This is a genomic window from Paenibacillus sp. CF384 (genome assembly GCF_900106745.1).
Classification (GTDB): domain Bacteria; phylum Bacillota; class Bacilli; order Paenibacillales; family Paenibacillaceae; genus Paenibacillus_Z.
This window is the reverse complement of the sequence record NZ_FNNV01000001.1, coordinates 271,836-291,523: the sequence shown is the minus strand read 5'-3', so window position 1 is coordinate 291,523 and position 19,688 is coordinate 271,836. Positions and strand designations below refer to the sequence as shown.

At 44.4% G+C, this 19,688-nt stretch carries 17 protein-coding genes and 1 pseudogene; 2 read left to right on the top strand and 16 right to left on the bottom strand.

Annotated features, from left to right (window positions below; genetic code table 11):
• Positions 1–206 precede the first annotated feature (206 nt).
• Positions 207–665 (top strand): cupin domain-containing protein, encoded by a 459-nt coding sequence (locus BLW29_RS01360; protein WP_177186434.1) that lies wholly within the window; start codon positions 207–209, stop codon positions 663–665.
• A gap of 56 nt (positions 666–721) precedes the next feature.
• Here the strand turns inward: BLW29_RS01360 and BLW29_RS01355 are convergent, their stop codons facing one another.
• The 15 genes from BLW29_RS01355 to BLW29_RS01285 form a co-directional block, all read right to left on the bottom strand.
• Complete coding sequence (locus BLW29_RS01355) at positions 722–3,838, bottom strand: acyltransferase family protein (protein WP_090975540.1); 3,117 nt, start codon at positions 3,836–3,838, stop codon at positions 722–724.
• 82 nt (positions 3,839–3,920) lie between these two features.
• The gene (locus BLW29_RS01350; protein ID WP_090975539.1) at positions 3,921–5,153 is read right to left on the bottom strand and encodes a sensor histidine kinase; all 1,233 of its coding nucleotides are present in this window, start codon (positions 5,151–5,153) and stop codon (positions 3,921–3,923) included.
• A 10-nt stretch (positions 5,154–5,163) separates the two neighbouring features.
• Positions 5,164–5,871 (bottom strand): response regulator transcription factor, encoded by a 708-nt coding sequence (locus BLW29_RS01345; RefSeq protein WP_090975538.1) that lies wholly within the window; start codon positions 5,869–5,871, stop codon positions 5,164–5,166.
• Between the two features lie 8 nt (positions 5,872–5,879).
• On the bottom strand, positions 5,880–7,106 hold the full coding sequence (locus BLW29_RS01340) for a DHHW family protein (RefSeq protein WP_177186433.1): 1,227 nt from the start codon (positions 7,104–7,106) through the stop codon (positions 5,880–5,882).
• Between the two features lie 15 nt (positions 7,107–7,121).
• On the bottom strand, positions 7,122–8,531 hold the full coding sequence (locus BLW29_RS01335; RefSeq protein WP_090975536.1) for an MBOAT family O-acyltransferase: 1,410 nt from the start codon (positions 8,529–8,531) through the stop codon (positions 7,122–7,124).
• Between the two features lie 303 nt (positions 8,532–8,834).
• Positions 8,835–9,197, bottom strand: a complete 363-nt coding sequence (locus BLW29_RS01330; protein WP_090975535.1) for a nuclear transport factor 2 family protein — start codon at positions 9,195–9,197, stop codon at positions 8,835–8,837.
• A gap of 2 nt (positions 9,198–9,199) precedes the next feature.
• A complete protein-coding gene (locus BLW29_RS01325) occupies positions 9,200–9,679 on the bottom strand; it encodes a nuclear transport factor 2 family protein (protein WP_090975534.1) in 480 nt (159 codons plus the stop codon).
• Between the two features lie 249 nt (positions 9,680–9,928).
• Positions 9,929–10,198: a hypothetical protein gene (locus BLW29_RS01320; protein ID WP_090975533.1), complete on the bottom strand. Its 270-nt coding sequence runs from the start codon at positions 10,196–10,198 to the stop codon at positions 9,929–9,931.
• A gap of 175 nt (positions 10,199–10,373) precedes the next feature.
• Positions 10,374–11,384, bottom strand: coding sequence for a tRNA dihydrouridine synthase (locus BLW29_RS01315; RefSeq protein ID WP_090977022.1), 1,011 nt, complete (start codon positions 11,382–11,384; stop codon positions 10,374–10,376).
• 279 nt (positions 11,385–11,663) lie between these two features.
• Positions 11,664–13,013: a glucose-6-phosphate isomerase gene (locus BLW29_RS01310; RefSeq protein ID WP_090975532.1), complete on the bottom strand. Its 1,350-nt coding sequence runs from the start codon at positions 13,011–13,013 to the stop codon at positions 11,664–11,666.
• A 56-nt stretch (positions 13,014–13,069) separates the two neighbouring features.
• The gene (gndA, locus tag BLW29_RS01305) at positions 13,070–14,488 is read right to left on the bottom strand and encodes an NADP-dependent phosphogluconate dehydrogenase (protein ID WP_090975531.1); all 1,419 of its coding nucleotides are present in this window, start codon (positions 14,486–14,488) and stop codon (positions 13,070–13,072) included.
• 53 nt (positions 14,489–14,541) lie between these two features.
• A complete protein-coding gene (locus BLW29_RS01300; protein WP_090975530.1) occupies positions 14,542–14,928 on the bottom strand; it encodes a hypothetical protein in 387 nt (128 codons plus the stop codon).
• Positions 14,929–15,122: 194 nt separating this feature from the next.
• A complete protein-coding gene (locus BLW29_RS01295; RefSeq protein WP_090975529.1) occupies positions 15,123–15,863 on the bottom strand; it encodes an SDR family NAD(P)-dependent oxidoreductase in 741 nt (246 codons plus the stop codon).
• Positions 15,864–16,064: 201 nt separating this feature from the next.
• Positions 16,065–16,814 carry an SDR family NAD(P)-dependent oxidoreductase gene (locus tag BLW29_RS01290; protein ID WP_090975528.1) on the bottom strand — a complete coding sequence of 250 codons (750 nt, stop codon included), beginning with the start codon at positions 16,812–16,814 and terminating at the stop codon, positions 16,065–16,067.
• 28 nt (positions 16,815–16,842) lie between these two features.
• The gene (locus tag BLW29_RS01285) at positions 16,843–17,640 is read right to left on the bottom strand and encodes an SDR family NAD(P)-dependent oxidoreductase (RefSeq protein WP_090975527.1); all 798 of its coding nucleotides are present in this window, start codon (positions 17,638–17,640) and stop codon (positions 16,843–16,845) included.
• Between the two features lie 307 nt (positions 17,641–17,947).
• On the opposite strand from BLW29_RS01285, the pseudogene BLW29_RS01280 reads away from it, so the two are divergent.
• Positions 17,948–18,265 (top strand): annotated as a pseudogene (locus tag BLW29_RS01280) (heme-binding protein); the annotation flags it as partial.
• A gap of 106 nt (positions 18,266–18,371) precedes the next feature.
• Here BLW29_RS01280 and BLW29_RS01275 read toward each other — a convergent pair.
• The gene (locus BLW29_RS01275; protein WP_177186432.1) at positions 18,372–19,463 is read right to left on the bottom strand and encodes a GerAB/ArcD/ProY family transporter; all 1,092 of its coding nucleotides are present in this window, start codon (positions 19,461–19,463) and stop codon (positions 18,372–18,374) included.
• Between the last annotated feature and the right edge of the window lie 225 nt (positions 19,464–19,688).

The following is a 19,688-nucleotide window of genomic DNA, read 5'->3' as shown; positions in this document are numbered from 1 at the left end:
GATGCAAGCGGAGCTGCGTGATGATGTATTTCATTTTGTAATAGAGATTACAGATAGATAGACGACTAGAGACTATGATAGGACTCAAGCAAGAAAGGAGCGATGCTGTTGTTGGTTTACGACAAATAACTGCTTTAACAAACTTGATTCATGGCTATTTGATATTTTAGTATCACAACCAAATGAAAATTAATGGAGGAATTTATATGTCGAATTTTTTAGATGTTATGGGACCACGTATCAAACTATTGACTGACTTAGCGGAAAATCGGGATTATAGCGTTATGGAAGCTGAAGTGCCGCCAGGTGTGGTCGTTCCCGTTCATAGTCACGATGATCGCGAAACCTTTGTCGTTCTCGAGGGTCAACTTGAAGCTTTTACAAATGATAGCTGGCAAACTGTAAATGCCGGACAAACCGTTGATATTCCTGGACACGTAAAGCACGCATGGAGAAATGCTACGAACAAAACCGTTAAATTGGTAGTCGCATCGACTGCGAAGATGGGTGATTTCTTCGTTGAAATCGGACGTCCGGCTGAATCCATTCAACCGGGGCCTCCTTCACCGGAAGTGTTGAACCATTTTGTTCAAGTAGCCATCGCTTATGGATATTGGCTCGGAACACCAGACGACAATGCATCGATTGGCATCAAATTAGGCTAAACAATTAAAAGCGGCTGATCAGGATGATATCCTGATCAGCCGCTTTTCTCGTTCAATTATTGTCGAGCCGGAGGCAAAGGAGTTAACGTCATCGCGATAGGAAGGTTGCTTCCCGACGCAATCGTGAAGATGATGTTAACCGACTCTTCGCTTTCGCCGGTTCGATGCAATACGGCTGCCTGAGTATTGCTCCTCAGTGCCTGGTTATTCGCGACCATTACCAACTTTCCTTTAACAAAGAATGCACCGGTGTATATTCCTCCTCGCCCATTCAAAGAAATCAATGTATGAGGGGACACATGAGACAAATGTAAGCGATACAGTACGCCATAATTGCCTCGATTGTACTCCAGTTGTCCTGTTGTCTCGTCAATCCCGTCTAGTATCGTATCGACTCCCCCGATATCTCCAAACATGATACGCTGTGGCGTATCGCCAAGTTGATCTTCGATATTGATAGAACGATCGGCATAATAGAACGTACCTCTGACGTGTACGCCATCCCGTGGCATAACCGACAGGTTAGGGAGCGATGCTATTGGTTCTTTGCCTGCGGCAATGACAACGACGTTGTAGAGGATTTCTTTATCCGAATAAGCATCAATGTAAGAACTTAACGCTTCTCCCGGCTTTAATGAAGCTTTTGAAATGTCAGGGAGGATTTCTTTGGTTTCTCCGGGGCGGATAATTGACCATTCCTCCGCGGGGCTGCTTGCCAGCGATGTCAAATAACGCGCTGTGGATAGTTTTCCCGCAAGTTCTGGTGAAGGTGTCGGCCCGCCGATACCACTGGCGCTTTTATTATAATTAACTACGGAACTTCCCGTATTAGTCGCCAATAAATGAATGGTGACAGGATAACCCATTTTATTGATATTATGAAACATGAAACGGACTTTTCCAGTCAATTGCGCGCGGTACTCGATTCCTTCTTGAATGAGCATTTCCGGGCTGTTACTTCTAACCATCTGAGCATTATCCGAGTCAATTCTGTATTTGTACGATGGGTAATTTAGCACCGATTGTGCATCAATTGCATAGATATCGCCTGTAGGTGTAAACAATCGTGCATATTCGTCTTTCGTATACAGGACATTGTTCGTGACCGTGATCGTCTTCGTTACGGTCGAAGTCAACCCCTGCTTATCTTCGACAACTAACGTGACAAGCTTCTCGCCGGGTTCGAAGAACACTGGATCGTTGCCCGTAAACGTACTTCGAACGATAGCATTCTTATCATCCGTGCTGGTGTTGGTGTAGGTCACGGATTCACCAATTCGATATTGTGGCTTATCCATGGCGAAGTCCGCCACGGGAGGCTGGTTCGGCGCTTGAACCTTCACCTTAACGTAGAACGGATCGCTCCATACTCCGTCAGTATCCTGCACCTCTCTCTTGATGACATAAGTGCCTTCCGCCGGAAACACTTCCATTTGCCCTTCCCAGCGTTCGTTCAAAATTGGCTGTCCTGTCTCGCTTGTCGTAAGATCCAAATAGGTGACCTTCGTCTGTCCTGCGTATATTTCGACTGGACTGACTTCAAAATTCGCTTTAGGTTTCTGAGAAATCGGAGTGGTTGACCACTTCATCATAATTTGATTGCCTGTTACTTGAATCGTGCTGTCTGTCATTTCGCCCCAGGAACGTAGCGGAACCATTAGGTAGCCTTTCGAAATATAAGGCGCAGCATTTAGTTTAACTAATGAACCATCACGTGAAGCGAAACTACTGCCAGCTTTGAAACCGAGTTCATGGCGATCGCTCTTCACGGTGGCCTCTTTCTTCTGAGCGTTATAGACAAGTTGGAAATGATAACGGAGCGCAATCGCACTGAGCGGGATGAACGCATTGCCATTGGTTGCCGATACAGGCTGTACTGACTTGTAGGTTTCTCCATTATGAATCATAATTTGGCTTCCCATTCTGATCAATAAATTGTCCATAGCATACGATGAATGCAGAGATTCGAGTCCTTCCGCTGATGATACATGCAACGTTTCCCCTAAATTTATTGGCATGAGTAAGATCAATAAAACCACCAAACTTTGTAATACTTTCATGACTGTGTCTCCTATCCTCTTGTTAGCGTTAGATTTAACTACCTTCACTTTATCCATCCCAATGAATAAACCACCCCATTTAAATCGACGGAAGATCATCGTAGCCACCCAAGGAATCATCAATGCCGCCAATCCCCCGGCCCAGATAAGCAGGTGGTACATCAATGGATCATTCGTCATGACCTTGCTTCTCCAGAAGTTGAGTATAAAAGGGTGAATCAGGTAGATACCAAAGGAGGCAACGCCAAGTTCCTTCAACAACTTCGTCACTCCCCATTTCTTAGCGTGTAACATGGCTGAGATATGAATCAGGAAGTAACAACAAACCGTCGCGTAACCGTGCACCGATACATACTTCATGTAAATGAACCACGAATACTTAGCGTCCAGTGGGTCATAGAGCTGAACAAAGATTTGCACGACATGGTTAATCCCGAGCAGCAGGATTGCGCCATAAAGTAACCCTTTCGGTTTTCTCAGCCAATTCATCGTCGAACTCAGTTTAATTCCAGAATGTGCCCCAAGGAACAAATATAGGAAATAGGACCCTATAAACGCATTTGGCTTACCCATATGAAACAAATAATGATTACTGAAGTAGAATCCAAGCTGGGCGAGGATTCCGATTGGAATTAAGTAAGAACGAATCCACGGGATGCGAATTAATCGCAGAAGCAAAGGGAATAACAGAAATAACTGCAGCAATACGACAATGTAATAAAGATGTGCATAGTTGCTTCCGAACAATAAGCCTTCAAAGAATTTTGGCCAGCTCTCCTTGATGCTGCGTCTGCTGATCTCGTTCATGAGAAGATAATACAAGAATGACCAGATTACGTAGGGCACAATGATCCCCAATATCCTTTTGCCATAGAAGTTGCCCCAACGAATCCCTATTTGACCGTCGTAATTATAGAACAAGACCAGAGCACTCAAAAATAAAAAAGCAGGCACCGCATAATGCGCTGCCGAATTGATTGCAACATATAGCGGGAATAAACTGGAACTCATTGGTAAGTTAGTCACGACAGATGAAGTAATGTGGATCATGAGTACGGCTAGAATAGCAATTGCTCGATAAACATCCAGATAATTTATTCTTACTTTATTCAACGCAATCAACACTCCTTTGCGTAATGCTTTATGAAGACGAAACGCAGCCTGATGGCTGCGTTTTCTGCTTTTTTGAAGGTTTTCAATGGAATTGAGTCACAGCAGTTATCGGGAAACGAGCTTCGAAAACAGTCTGCCATTGATCACTTGTGGCAATGATGGAGCCGTCGTGCGCTTCGACGATACTTTTGGCAATAGCTAGGCCAAGACCGGTCCCGCCTGTTCTCTTTGAGCGAGATTGCTCCACGCGATAAAATCGGTCGAAAATGAAAGGAAGATCGCTGTGTGGAATGGTTTCGCCGTAATTAATGAATTGAACAACCGCATTTTCTTCTTCTATGCTGACGACAATATTGACTTCTTTTCCTTTGGATCCGTAGCGAATTGCGTTGGAGAGCAAATTCTCGAAACTGCGAACGAGCAAATCACCGTCAGCCCATACGACCACCTGATCTAAATTCGTCGAAATACGGCATACGACACCAGTTCGCTCTGCTTCTGGTACAAACTCTTCGGATAGTTGACGTAGTAAACCGATCAGATCCAACTCTCGAGGACGTATTGGTAAACCATTGTTTACACGTGTATATTCAAATAGGTCATCAATCAGATTCTTCAAATTCTGCGCCTTCTCGTAAGCGATGCTGACGTAATGGCGAAGTTCTGTCTCGTCCCTGTATCGGTCTTCTTCGATAACCTCTAAAAAACCTAAAATAGAAGTAAGCGGCGTCCGTAAATCATGCGATACTCCTGTGATAAGGTCGTTCTTAGACTTCTCTGCACTGCGTTCTTCCTCGATGGAGCGGTTAAGCCGATCTGCTGTTCTGTTAATGCTCTCGGCGACATTGGCAAGCTCGCCGGTACGAACAGGTATCGGATTGTCAAATTGCCCTTCGGCGATTTTATCCAAACCAGTCCTAATTTCTGCTAAATAGGCCTTAAGCTCGGCAGTCATTCGGTTAACGCTCGCCGCAACTGCGCCAAGCTCGTCCGATGTACGAACCGTGAGTACGGCGTCGAGTCGTCCCCCTCCAATTTCCTTGAAAGACGCCTCAATTTCTTTGAGATAACTAGCTAACCCGCCGGCAAACATGAAGTATAAGATTAAGAACACGATAATACCTGTCGCCCCCATAACGGGAAGTGACCCGATATGATTAATCAACCAAGGTAATGGCCAAATTAGAAAATGATGCTTATAAAGTAAGGAAATCAGCTGACGGAACAAGTAAATGAACGCAGTGGTGATAGCGACGCTAGCAATCAAAATAAATAAGAATTTAACACGAAGTGAATATAGCCGCTTCCATTCCATCGGTACCTCCTCAGCCTAAGCCGCTTTCCATTTTATAACCTATTCCCCATACCGTTTTTATGAAGCGTGGATTCTGTGGATCGCGTTCGATTTTCTCACGCAGTTTTCGGATATGAACCATAACCGTATTTTTTGATTCCATATACGGTTCCTTCCAGACTTCCTCATAGATTTTATCCATTCGGAGTACTATGCCGCGATTGACAGCCAACAAGTGAAGGATGGCAAACTCTCGTGGAGTCAGTTTCACTTCACGTTGATCGACATTGACCGTATGCATAGCGATGTTAATTACCAAATCATCGATTACAATTTCGTCCGCTCCGATCGCGGTCCGTTTGGTGAATCTGTTATAACGGCGAAGCTGAGATTTAACACGCGCCATCAGTTCTAATGGATTGAATGGTTTTGTCACATAATCGTCCGCTCCGATGCTTAGGCCTGTGATTTTATCCATGTCCTGGCTTTTGGCGGATACCATGATAATCGGTGTATCTCGATCTTCCCGAATGCGCATGCATGCCTCGATTCCATCCAGCCGTGGCATCATCACGTCTAATATGATCAAATCAACAACGTTCCTTTGCAGCAACTCCAGCGCCTCCAGACCGTCGGATGCTTTCAGCAGCTCATAATTTTCATTCTTCAAATAAATTTCCATCAGTTTGATGATTTCTTGCTCGTCATCAACGATGAGGATTGTTTCTCTCCCGGACATGTTCCACCTCATTTCGAAATTTTGTCTTCAAGCAATTCAGCTACGTGAGTTGTTCTGGCTGCTGTAGAGCTACTCAATAACAGGACGTCCGTTATCCGGTGTTCCTTGACATATGCAGTTATGCTTCCTTTGTAATAACGAGGATCGATGATATCGATTTCCTCAAAATGCGGGAGCAAATAAGGAATTAAGGCATTCGCATAAGAATCTTTTACTACGACCAGCTTTTTGCCATTCTTATGTTTAGTGGTAATTTCCCCCAGCGGGAAATCTCCACCTAGAAATACCGCATAGAAACCGTTACCGGCGGCCGCATAATGAGGATCGACGACATGCCGTGAGACGCTCTTTTCCTTTGTGGTTAACGCTTTATACGAATATTCCACTTGGGGATCATAATAATCGATGGTATCCGGATGAACCCTAAGCTTGGCACTCAAAGTAGCTTTATAACTGGATCCAAGGAAGTTTTCAATGCTTCCCTTTTTATAAGTGTTCAATGGTCTTGGCTTCACGTCCATCTTCTTCATTAGCTCTGAATAGGCATAATAAGCACCTAGACTTGTCCAATGATGATCCGTTCGGAAATAAATATACTCTGATCGATGCTGCTTGAGTGCTGCGTAAGCATCTACCGGCGTTATTCCCTTGTTCAGTTGCGAATCGATAACGGCAAATGCGTCTTGCTGTGAATCCGTCATGTCCCGATACTTGGAATCGCCAAGAAAAGCTGCGGACGAAGGAGCAAGCATGGAATAAACGTGAACATGTGGATCAACTGAAGCTTTGAACCGATTGAGTGCTTTAGCGTACCGGTTAGCGGCCTCTGCGGAATAGTTGAATAACGTGATGGCACGGTCGCCCAAAATCAAATATTTGACAGAATCGGAACCTGTTACAGAGCTGCCTGCCGCTGTATTGTCGCCGCCTTGTTCTACAATGGTCGCCCCGCCTTTGTCAGGCAGGCCTTTTAGACCTTTTAAGCCCGCGCCTGCTTGTAATAGAGTAGACCGAAACGCGAAATGATCGGCAAAGTACTGATCCATTTCATGCGTATATTCGCCTGCGAACAGTCGAGCCCAGGAAAACGCCGGTTTCAATGCCAGATCACGCTGCTCCAGCTCCGACTTATCCGCCGAAGGGGAAGCAAACAAATTGACAGTACCAATTCCAAGTAACATCAATACAAACAATGTTGCATTGAGCGCAATTAACAATTTAAGCTTTAGCTTCACTTTCATTTCCTCCAATCAGAATCTGTAATATAAAAATGGATTATAGGTGCCTCCGACAAGCAAAAGGGTAGCGGCAACAAGTACTGCCGCGTTGGCCATTGGTACGGCAATTACAGCCATCTTCATGCCAAGCCATGGAAATCTGCGTATTAGACTTACTACTGCGATCTTTGTCAGCGGGGTGCATCCGATGACAGCGACGATTAACAGCAGTGCATTTTCGTGGAAATATATCGCAAGCTCAGGCGTTGCCAGCTGGCGGCCGTACAGTCCAAACATCGTCAGTAAAGCACGTGCTGCCTCCTTCAAATCGGTAAAATAGAACCACACCCATCCGACCAGCATCACCCCAGTCGCGTAGAGATGAGCGACAACGGCAGGCGCTCTGTCCAGCCATAATCCGATCCAGCGTCTTTCAATATAGATAAGTGCACCGAAGTAAAGTCCCCAGATAATAAAATTCCAGCTCGCGCCATGCCATAAACCAGTCAAAAACCAGACAATAAACAGATTGCGCATGACATGCTTGCGATTTCCTCCAAGTGGAATGTAAACATAATCACGGAAAAAACCGCCAAGCGACATATTCCAGCGGCGCCAGAAATCGCCTGCAGACTTTGATACGTAAGGATAATTAAAATTCTCACGCAATTCGAAACCGAACATTTTACCAATGCCGATTGCCATGTCCGAATATCCAGAGAAATCAAAATAAATTTGTAAGGCGAACAAACTGACACCAAACCAAATGCCGAGCACCGAAGCACTATCTGCACTCGGCTGCAACAGCTGCGGGACGTTTTCCCCAATGAGATTGGCAAATATGACCTTCTTGCCAAGACCCGTTACGAATCTGGTGACACCTTCGCTGAATCTTGCGACGGAGACTTGAGGACGTTCAATCTGTTTCTCGATGTCACGGTAACGTATGATCGGTCCGGCAACTAAATGAGGAAAAAACGAAACATAGAATAGGATATTTTTGGGGGAAACCTGTGCTTGAATGGTTCCTCTATATACATCCGTCAAGTAACAGATAATTTCGAACGTAAAGAACGATACACCGATCGGCAATGCGACGTTTGAGCTTTGAATGTGAATCGGCAGCACAGCGTTCAAATTGTGGATGAGAAAGTTCGAGTATTTGAAAAAACTCAATATTCCGATATTGACACCAATAGCTGCTATATACAGGAATTTAGCGATCCAAGTTCCCCGATTCTTCCCGATACCGATAGAGAACAAGTAGCCAGTTAGGGCTGCAGACAGCAGCAGCACTATCCAAACTGGTTCTCCCCATGCATAGAATAGAAAGGAAAAGCCGATTAGCAGCCATACTCGAAATGTTGCATTGCGGATTAAATAATAGGCAACCATTAATATAGGCAGAAATAAATATAGAAAAAACAAACTTGAAAATACCACGTTGTAAACTCCTCTCTTTTGCCGTGATGCTTCTATTAAAAAACGACTTGGCCTGTTCTAAAATTACTCCAACCTGATTTATTACTCAGTAATCTAATTTACATTAGTGAGACTCCTCTCCTCGTCCATATCAAGAGTATACCGATCAAAGCTTATCGAACCTGGAGAGCAACGCTTAACGAATTCTTAAGGTTTGCTTACCATAAACAAAACGTATAGCGATGTATATTATTTCACGCGTAGTTCAATGGAAAAAGCAAAAGGAGCCACCAATGGTTAGGTAGCTCCTTTCGCGATGAATCGTCATACAGGAGGTTGGTCAATATAAATATACATGCTTTTTATCTGGCCCTCTTCAAACAAAATGAAGTCCTCGCCCGTAACAACAGGCTGCTTCACTCCGGGAGGCCCGTAGGACCAGTGGAGCCGGACAGTTTGATGATGCGCGTCATAGGATTCGATTCGGAATACAAAGCCAGGAAATTGTTCTTGCACTTGATCAATTAGATTCATGAGTTTGTCGCGTCCTTGGAAAGGATCAGTAAACATGGGATCGAAAATCATACAGTTTTCCCTGTACACTTCGTCTATAGCCAATCTTCTCCGTTCTCGGTCGGTTTCGCTCCAAACCGAGAACATATGCTTTTCAAGTATGGCCAGATTCATGATCAGTCCTCCTGTTTCTGGACGGCCCTGTGTTGCGCTATAGAATCGTGAACCTTTTTAGCCCATTCGACACGCGGAATATCGGCACTGTTAAAGTCAGGATCCTCATAGATGTGCAGACGTTTAATAAACTCGCCATTGAACTCGAAGACGTTGCAGAAGCGGCCTTGTGAGAATACGTTATCGGGGAAGGCACCTCCGGAATGCGTAACTCCCTTTACTTGTCCCTCTATAATCACAAAATCGCCACTCGGCATAATATTAAAGTTTTCAATATCGTGTATGATTTCAATAATTTCAGATCCAAACCCTTGGGCAATCAGTCCAATTTCTGCCTTACCATTCGCTAATCCCAGCTTCGGAAAATATAGCGTGGCATCATCTTCAAAGAGCGAGACCAAAGTCGGATCCCCATTATCAACGTAACGGAAGTAGTTTATTGCCGTTTCAATTCTTCGTTCTTGCAATTCATTTTGATTCATATTATCCCACTCTTTCCAAAGTATTTTTTATAAAATCATTATTCCCAACTCAGCGTGGCATTATTGATTTGGCTGATTGTATCTAACCGTCTGCTACAAACTAAGTTTACTGCAAACGGCGTTATACATTCTGTAAAGTAGCTTACAATTGGAGAGTTCCAGCGAGGTGCCGTTAACGCAAAAAAAGGCTGCCGGATTCATTTGTTTGCCGGCAACCTCGTTATTGTTTATTTCTTAATTAGGTGGAGATTATTTGCCTTGAATGTAATATTTATTAATTGCAGTCAGTTCTTCGATCACAGACAGCTCTTTAAACGGTTTGTTAGTTCTCGGTTCATCCAATTCCCCGCTACTATTAAAGCCCAGGCCGTAAAGCTGGCCATTCTGCTTCCTAAAGATCATATTATTGCTGCTATCCGGCTGATCCGCCAGATCCGTCCAATCATGATCCGAAGAAATACGTTTAAACTCTACCCCTGAAAGTACGCTTCGAGTAACGCTGCCTTGCTTCTTCTCCATACTTTGTTTGGTAATGGTCCATAATGTGCCATCTTTCTTGATCGCATAGCTGGCTGTATTAATATCGGTTACTTTCAGGGGAATGAATAAAGGGAATGGAAAAACACCTATAAAAATACAAAAAAGCCGCAGTTTGTGCGACTTGAGTTGTATTTAAGTTTATGTGGTCCGACAGTCATTCAATTGTCTGGCGGACATCATTTCCATGTTCCTCAGCCCCTGCAAGCTCCTTGCTTCTAAATTCATTCAGCAAGACATACACTTCACTTTTTGATTTGGCATTCATCAAGCTGTTTCGAAGTTCACTTGCTCCACGAAACCCACGGACATAGATTTTGAAGAAACGGGTAAGCGCACTAAACGAACGTGGTGCCTCTGCTGCGTATTGATCATGCAAATCCAGATGGAGCCGCAGCAGATCAAGCAATTCCGCACTGCTGTGCTCCTTCGGCTCTTTCTCAAATGCAAATGGATTTTGAAAAATACCGCGTCCAATCATAATACCGTCGACACCGTATTGCTCTGCAAGCTGCAGGCCAGTCTGACGGTCGGGGATATCCCCGTTAATGGTCAGAAGTGTATCTGGCGCGATCTCATCACGAAGCTTCTTAATCTCCGGAATCAGTTCCCAATGAGCTTTTACTTTGCTCATTTCCTCTCTTGTCCGAAGATGAATGGACAGATTAGCAATGTCTTGTTTCAAAATATGGGTTAACCAGTCACGCCATTCGTCTAGCTCACTAAAGCCGAGCCTTGTTTTTACACTGACAGGCAGTCCTCCGGCTTTAGCGGCTTGGATGATATCCGCTGCGATTTCAGGACGGCAGATCAGTCCGCTGCCCTTCCCGTTCTCTGCTACATTCGCGACTGGACACCCCATATTAATATCGATTCCTTTGAAGCCTTCTTTCGCCATGCCGATGCTCATTTCACGGAAATATTCCGGTTTATCTCCCCAGATATGTGCTACAATGGGCTGTTCATCCGGGGTGAAAGTCAAGCGCCCACGTACGCTCTTGTTCCCCTCTGGGTGACAATAACTCTCCGTATTCGCAAACTCCGTAAAATACACATCCGGTCTGCCGGCCTCACTTACCACATGGCGAAACACAACATCTGTCACATCTTCCATGGGTGCTAGTACAAAAAACGGTCGTGGTAGATCGCGCCAAAAGTTTTCTTGCATCATTTAAAAACCCCTCTATACCTACCAGAACAATCGTTGTCCTTAGCATAGTAAAATACTTGCTGTCAGTGGAACATTGTTCTAACACCATCGCAGGTTAACAACAGACATTCCATAACGTACACGACTTTATTATAAACTGAATAACGTCATGATGGGAATATTGGTTGGTAAAGGGACCAAGCTCTTGTCATTAATTGAACAAGAGCTTGGTCCCTTTACGTATCTCGATTGTATCGGTTATTTCGTCACATGGATCTGTTTTAGCACGACTGCCGATTACAATCGAGCTTCGAGCTCAGCCTTCTCTTGTTCATAGCCAGGCTTGCCAAGCAATGCGAACATGTTCTTCTTGTACGCTTCAACGCCTGGCTGATCGAACGGATTCACGCCAAGCAGGTAACCGCTGATGCCGCATGCAATTTCGAAGAAATAGACGAGATAGCCGAATGTGTACGGCGTCATGTCTGCGATATTCACGACAAAGTTTGGCACCTGGCCGTCTGTATGCGCCAGTAGCGTTCCTTCGAACGCTTTCTTATTTACGAAGTCCATCGTCTTGCCGCTCAGGAAGTTCAGCCCGTCCAAATCGCTCTCGTCATGCGCGATTGTGATTTGTTCAGCCACATTGTTCACTTGGATAACCGTCTCGAAGATGTTCCGGTTGCCTTCTTGAATGAATTGGCCCATGGAGTGCAGATCCGTTGAGAAGTCGACAGCCGCCGGGAAAATCCCTTTGTAGTCTTTACCTTCGCTCTCGCCGTACAACTGCTTCCACCACTCCGATACGAAATGAAGTGATGGCTCATAATTTACGAGGATTTCAGTCGTTTTGCCTTTGCGGTACAGAGCGTTACGAGCTGCAGCATATTGGTAAGCTTCGTTCTCCGAAAGCTCAGGGTTGCTGTACGCTTGCGATGCGTCCGCTGCGCCATGCATCATCTCTTCGATGTCGATGCCAGCTGCTGCAATTGGGAGCAAGCCAACCGCCGTAAGTACAGAGTAACGTCCGCCTACATCGTCAGGGATAATGAACGACTCGTAGCCTTCCTCTGTTGCAAGCTTTTTCAAAGCGCCCTTAGCACGGTCTGTCGTTGCATAAATCCGTTTGCGCGCTTCAGCCTTGCCGTATTTCTCTTCAAGAGCTGCGCGGAATATGCGGAACGCGATTGCCGGCTCCGTTGTTGTACCGGACTTCGAGATCACGTTGATCGACCAGTCGCGGCCTTCAAGCAATTGAAGAAGATGCGTTACATATCTGGAGCTAATATTGTTGCCCGCGAAGAGCACTTGAGGAACCTTGCGCTGCTCGCCCGGGAGCAGGTTAGAGAAAGAGTGCGAGAGCATCTCGATCGCAGCGCGCGCGCCAAGGTAGGAACCGCCAATTCCAATAACAATCAGCACCTCGGAGTCCGATTGGATCTTCGCAGCCGCTGTCTGAATGCGGGAGAATTCTTCTTTATCATAGCTATTCGGCAAGTTAATCCAGCCAAGGTAGTCTGATCCCGCACCTGTGCCATTGCGAAGCTGATCATGCGCAGTGCGAACTTGTGCTGCCAAATTGTCAATTTCATGCTGCCCGATGAACGTTAGCGCCTTGCTGTAATCAAACTGAACTGCTTTACTCATTCCAGTAAAACCACCTTTCATTCCCACTAAAATACTAGAAATTTATAATCAATCGTTTAGTCGTTGTTGTTCAACCATTGGAAATGGAAGCTTCCAGCTTGGTCCACCCGTTCAAACGTATGGGCTCCGAAATAATCCCGCTGTGCCTGAAGCAGATTGGCCGGAAGATTAGCCGACCGATAACTGTCATAGTAAGCAAGCGCTGAAGAGAATGCCGGAACTGGAATCCCTCTGGTTACAGCGATCGCAACAACTTTGCGCCAGGATTCCTGGTATTTTTTGATGACCCCGGCGAAATATTCATCTAGGAACAAGTTGTTCAATGCTGGATCTCTATCGTATGCATCTTTGATGTTTTGCAGGAAACGGGCTCGAATAATGCAACCTCCCCGGAAAATCATGGAAATATTGCCGTAATTCAAATCCCAACCGTAATGCTCCGAGGCCACCTTCATCTGAGCAAATCCCTGCGCATAAGAAGCGATTTTACTTGCATATAGAGCTTGTCTTACCGCTTCAATAAATTCGGCAGCATCTCCTTCGAATTTCGGCGATGCGGGACCGCTCAGTTTTTTACTTGCAGTTAAGCGTTCTTCTTTCATTGCAGAAATGAATCTGGCAAAGACGGATTCGGTTATGATGGAGAGTGGAACGCCGAGATCCAGTGCGCTTTGGCTAGTCCATTTTCCGGTTCCTTTTTGCCCAGCAGAATCCAGAATCACGTCCACCATCGGTTTGCCGGTCGCAGCATCTCTCTTAGAGAAAATATCCGCCGTAATCTCGATTAAATAACTGTCCAGCTCCCCATTGTTCCATTCCGTGAAAATGTTATATAATTCCTCCGCTTGCACATGAAGCACGTCTCTCATCAGATGGTAAGCTTCGCCAATTAGTTGCATGTCTCCATACTCAATGCCGTTATGGACCATTTTCACATAATGGCCGGCACCACCCTCTCCGATATAAGTCGAGCAAGCATCGCCGTTTACTTTGGCGGAAATGGCCGTCAGAATCGGTTCTACAAGATCATATGCTTCACGCTGGCCGCCCGGCATGATCGACGGTCCTTTAAGCGCTCCTTCTTCGCCACCAGAAACCCCTGCCCCAATGAATCGGATTCCTTTAGACTCCAATTCTCGGTTTCTGCGCTCCGTATCCGGAAAATAAGCATTACCTCCATCGATAATGATATCTCCGGGACTGAGATGTGGGACTAACTGATTAATGGTATCATCAGTTGGTGTCCCCGCTTTAACCATAATCAGTATTTTCCGAGGTACCTCCAAAGACTGCACGAATTCTTGGATGCTGTATGTTCCTACAAAGTTTTTGCCTTGTGCTTCTGCCAGAAGTTCTTTTGTTTTTTCTGGAGAACGGTTGTACACGGCAACTGTAAAGCCCTTGCTTTCTATATTTAAGGCTAGGTTTTTGCCCATGACGGCTAATCCAGCCACACCGATTTGTAACTTGCTCATTTATTATCTCCTCCGATGATTGTTATTAATTCTTCTAGCCCCTTCTAAAGACCTCATGCAGCTATTTCTGATAACCATACAATTGCTTTTTGTACACCTTCAAATTCATGGTGTTTCATGTTTTCCTCATCATCTTCTTTATTCAAGACGTAGTTACGATCTAAATGAGTTGGATTAACAATAGCTGTGTATTGAATCCCAGCATTCTTTAGTCTAGGCAACCACTCATCAGACAACCATTTCATATCGTCTTTCATGACAAGAATATGACTGTTATCAAATAAAGCTTTCTTAGCCTTCTTGATCACGGCTATTTCAATCAATTTATCTAATGGCTCTCTGAAATTGTCCCCCGTGGCGAAGGAATTCCATCGAATCACAACCGATTCAATGACTTCATCCCAAAAAATATGAGCGTTTCTGTAGTAATGTTCTTCCATCCGTATTCTCTCCTTTAACCGATATTGTTTTTAATAACTACATATTAATATAAACAGGTCCATATACCAAATTGATATATTATATAGTTGCTATAGACGGTGTCTATAGTGAAAAATTAAAAGATGAAAACGTGATGTTTATTATTTAAAACAAAGAGCAAGATCCCGTGGATCTTCCTCTTTGCTTTTTGTATTTAATATTGATTAGATCCGCCGTCCACAGTCAAATCGATTCCGTTAACATATGCACTGTCATCGGAGGAAAGGAATTTAACAGCTTTCGCAATATCTTCCGGTGTTCCTACTCTGCCAAGTGGTGTCTTTTCTGCCATACCTTCTAGAATGAATGGCAATACTTCTTTTCCGAACAGTTGTTCATAGGCTGGCGTATTAATAAATCCTGGTTGAATGACATTTACTCGAATTTGTGTGCCTCTTAATTCTTGAATCCAGCTACGAACCATTTGCCTGATAGCTTCTTTCGTTCCCCCATACACACTAAATGCTGGGGATGATGCCAAAGATCCTACAATCATAATGGACCCCGTTTGATTTGGGAATAGAGACAATGCCTTTTTAACTGTGAAAAGGGTGCCCTTTACATTAACATCAAAAGTTTTATAGTAATGTTCCTCTGTAATTTCTAGAAGCGGAACGAGTGAGCCTATACCTGCATTTGCTAGGAGAAAATCCAACTTTCCTTTCTCGCGCTCAACGATATCAAACAGTTTGTCGATATCTTCGGACTTGGAAATATCACCTTGAACGCCCGTTGCATTTTTCCCAAGCAGTTTCAGTGCCTCATCGAGTTCTGCCTGTCTCCGTCCTGTTATAAAGACATGAGCTCCTTCCTTAACGTACATCTGTGCTGAACTATGACCGATTCCACTAGTTCCTCCAGTTACAACAGCTACTTTTCCATCAAAAATCCCCATGTTACTCAGATATCCTTTTATTTTAATTGCATTTCCCTTGTACCATACCTGACGTTGGGACTAAATCGCCGTATGCGTTTAGTTTAGTATAAAGACCGCATGGTTTGCTGTAAGTTACATTACATTAGAACGTTTCAGATTCACAAAAAAAAACCATCGCAGCATATGGCGATGGTTTTTTGGCATGCTATCGAATATTCATCAATACTGACCTGCTCCGCCATCTACGTACAATTCGATTCCATTCACATATGCGCTATCGTCCGAAGAGAGGAACTTAACGACTTTCGCGATATCTTCTGCAGTACCGACTCTACCGAGTGGGGTTTTCTCTGCCATCCCTTCCAGAATAGCTGGTAATGCTTCTTTACCGAATAAATGTTCATACGCAGGCGTATTAATGAATCCTGGGTGAATGACATTTACTCGAATTTGTGTGCCCTTCAAATCCAAGATCCAGCTGCGAACCATTTGTCTGATGGCTGCTTTCGTACCTCCGTATACACTAAATGCTGGGTCGCCATGGGCAGCTGCCAAGGATCCGACAACAATAATCGAACCTGCTTCGTTCGGGAATAGCGGTAACGCTTTTTTCACCGTGAAAATGGTTCCTTTTACATTGACATCAAACGTCTTGTAATAGTGTTCCTCTGTAATTTCTTGAAGTGGAACGAGCGAGCCCAAGCCTGCGTTCGCGAATAGAAAGTCTACATGGCCTTTCTCGCGTTTAACAGTATCGAATAAATTATCGATGTCTTCCAACTTTGAGACGTCACCTTGTACACCTTTTGCATTTGGTCCGAGTAGTTTCAAAGCTTCTTCGAGCTCTGCCTGTCTTCGTCCAGTAATATATACATACGCACCTTCATTGACATACATTTGCGCTGCGCCGAGACCAATACCGCTAGTACCACCAGTTACAACTGCTACTTTACCATCAAACATACCCATATTTTTCAATCTCCTTTTCGTTATAAAGTTATCCTTTTTTCAATACTCCGCCGTCAATCGCATAATCGCAGGCTGTAATCATATTCGCTCGTTCAGAAGCTAGAAATACAGTAAGCTCAGCAATATCTTTCGATTCCGATAATCGTCTTAATAAAATTCCAGCCATCTCAGAGAATTTTTCCATGGCATTCTCCGGTGTCGTTCCGAATTTTTTGGCAAATTCATCTGCCAATCCGTTTTCTTCTGTCCACATATCCGTCTTGACCGGTCCAGGTGAAATGCTGTTGACGCGAATTTGCTGAGAACCAAGTTCTGCAGCTAACAGCTTGGTCAAATTGTTCATAGCAGCCTTGGTTGTCCCATAAATAGGGTACGTTACTTCCGGAAGATAGGCATTTACGGAAGAAATGTTAACGATCGAAGTATGTTTTTGTTTTAACAAGTGCGGAACAACGGCTTGCGTAAAACGAACGACACTGAAAAAATTAAGATTATACAGCTCTTCCCAGTCTTCATTCGTCGTATTCATAAACCCAATACCTTTACGTGTATCAATCGCACCAGCGTTGTTAACTAGAATATCAATTCGGCCGAACGGCTCGATTAATTTCGACGATATTTCTTTCACATCTTTGGCAGCTGCAACATCCATGGGAACATGAATCACCTTGTTAGTCGCCATTAACTGCTTCAATTCTGCGCTAAGAGAACGACTCACGGCGACGACCTTAGCACCTTCATTAAGAAATTGTTCCGCAATCGCAAGTCCAATACCTTTACTCGCTCCTGTAACCACAGCTACTTTATCTTTTAGATTAAGATCCATTGTTCATTACCTCCACGGACTTTGTTATTCATGCTGTTAAGAAAAATTCCCGAGGTGACAGCCATTGATATTGTGCCCACTCTACTAGCGGAGCATCCAGCGAAATGCCGAACGTTCAACAAACCTAATACATAACTCTGAGCTCCAGCTTAGTTTAATACAAACACGAAATGGTTAGCAGTAAGGTACATTACATTACTCGCATAAATTGTTTAGACTGTAGCCTCACCGTACTGGGGAAATGACCATACAATACTGGAGTCACCAGAACTTGAGGAGTGAATTTGATGTTTAACTTAAGCTTAGAGATTGCAAGTATCTGATTGCTGTCGCGGAACAGAAAGCACGTCAATTGAACTTGTCGGACGATATTGCAATCGTCGATGAAGGCGCGAATCTAATCGCTTTCCATCGTATGGATGGTGCCAGAATTGCAGGAATTGAAATTTCGCAGAATAAAGCTTGGACTAGCGTAGCCATGCAGATGCCGACAGCCAATCTAGCCCAAGCGGCTCAACCTGGCTCTCCGTCATTCGGCATTAATACTACGAACCATGGTAAACTTGTCATATTAGGCGGAGGCATTCCTTTGGTCGTGGATAAGAAAGTGGCTTGCTGGTGGTGAAACATCGACTGCTAGTGGTCGCCGCAGCTTCTAAAGTTAGTTCAATTTTGCAAGTCCTGACGATGATGTTGGGGCTTTTTATTCGTCATCCTTCCAAGGAGACTTTTCATAGGGACTTCGCTTCTCGTTTCCTCTTTATCAATGTCATAACCAGTAACAAGACCGGAAAGACAATGCAGGGCAGTATTGAGGAAAGCGGATAAATCTTGATGCCGTAAGAAAAATGATCTGCCGTGCGAATATAGCTTTTTGAAGCATGTACGAAGCATAGGAGCCCGATTGCCACCACAAACGGCTTCATCTTGGAAATGCCGAAAACATGGCCCGCCACAAGCGTGAACACATATTGCATGATCACCATATAGCCCAAGGTAAGAACCGTCCATAAACCCACCAGGAGCACTTCAATCCGTTCTAGATACTCTCCGAACTTTACGATTTGAATCGTCGAGAAGAACGGATACGTCGAAGTCTGCACATAGTTAAATCCCAGAGAGCTTAACGTTAAATAGGAAATCATAATCAAATAAATACTTGTCATCAATATGGCGATTGCGCAGGAAGGGAAAATTTTCTTCAGATTCTCCACGCGCGACATAAGAAATCCGAATGTAATCACTTGCGAGAAGGTAAACGTGAACAAATGAGCACTACCGAGCACCCGATTCGGCAAAGCACTCTTGAGTTGAGGTAGAAAAGGATTGGTTTGGATTTCCGGAATGGTAAACAAGCACGTGGCAAGAAAACCGAGTAAAAAGAACGGCAAGATGACCAAGTTTGTACGCGCTAAAGTACCGAGGCCGATGTACACGGCATAGGTTGAACAAGCCGCGTACATCAATATGAGATAATCAGAGCTCGTATTTGGCAAAATGACGGTCGTATAAAACATGGATACCGCCCTGAAACCTCCCGATAACGTTTCCATGTTATTGAGCAGATACACACAGAGCAGCGCTTTGCTAATCCATTTCCCAAGCAGCTTGTCGCAAATCTCCGTCAAATTAAGGTCCGGGTACTGACGTTGGACGAACGAAATAATCCAGAGCAATGCAATCCCGGCTGCAGTATTGAAAAGGTTGGCGATCCATACATCCTGTCTCATCAGCTTGGTTTCGGTTAAGAACATGCTTTCGAAACCGGCGATAAATCCGAATAATAAGCAGCCTAACTGAAGATGAGTTATTTTCTCCTTCACGATCATTTGACCCGCCTTTTCACTTACTCGATTCTCAATAGATGACTGAAGATGTACCGGGAAAGCGGCGTATATAAGCCGGTGTATAGCTTCTCGACCGTTGGCCACGATTTCCCGATGAGTGGAGCGTTATAACCTGCAATGAATACGCAAAGAAGAAGCATCGTTATAGCATCGGTTATCTTTCCTCGTTTGCGCAACAGAACAAAATATATAATGCCATAA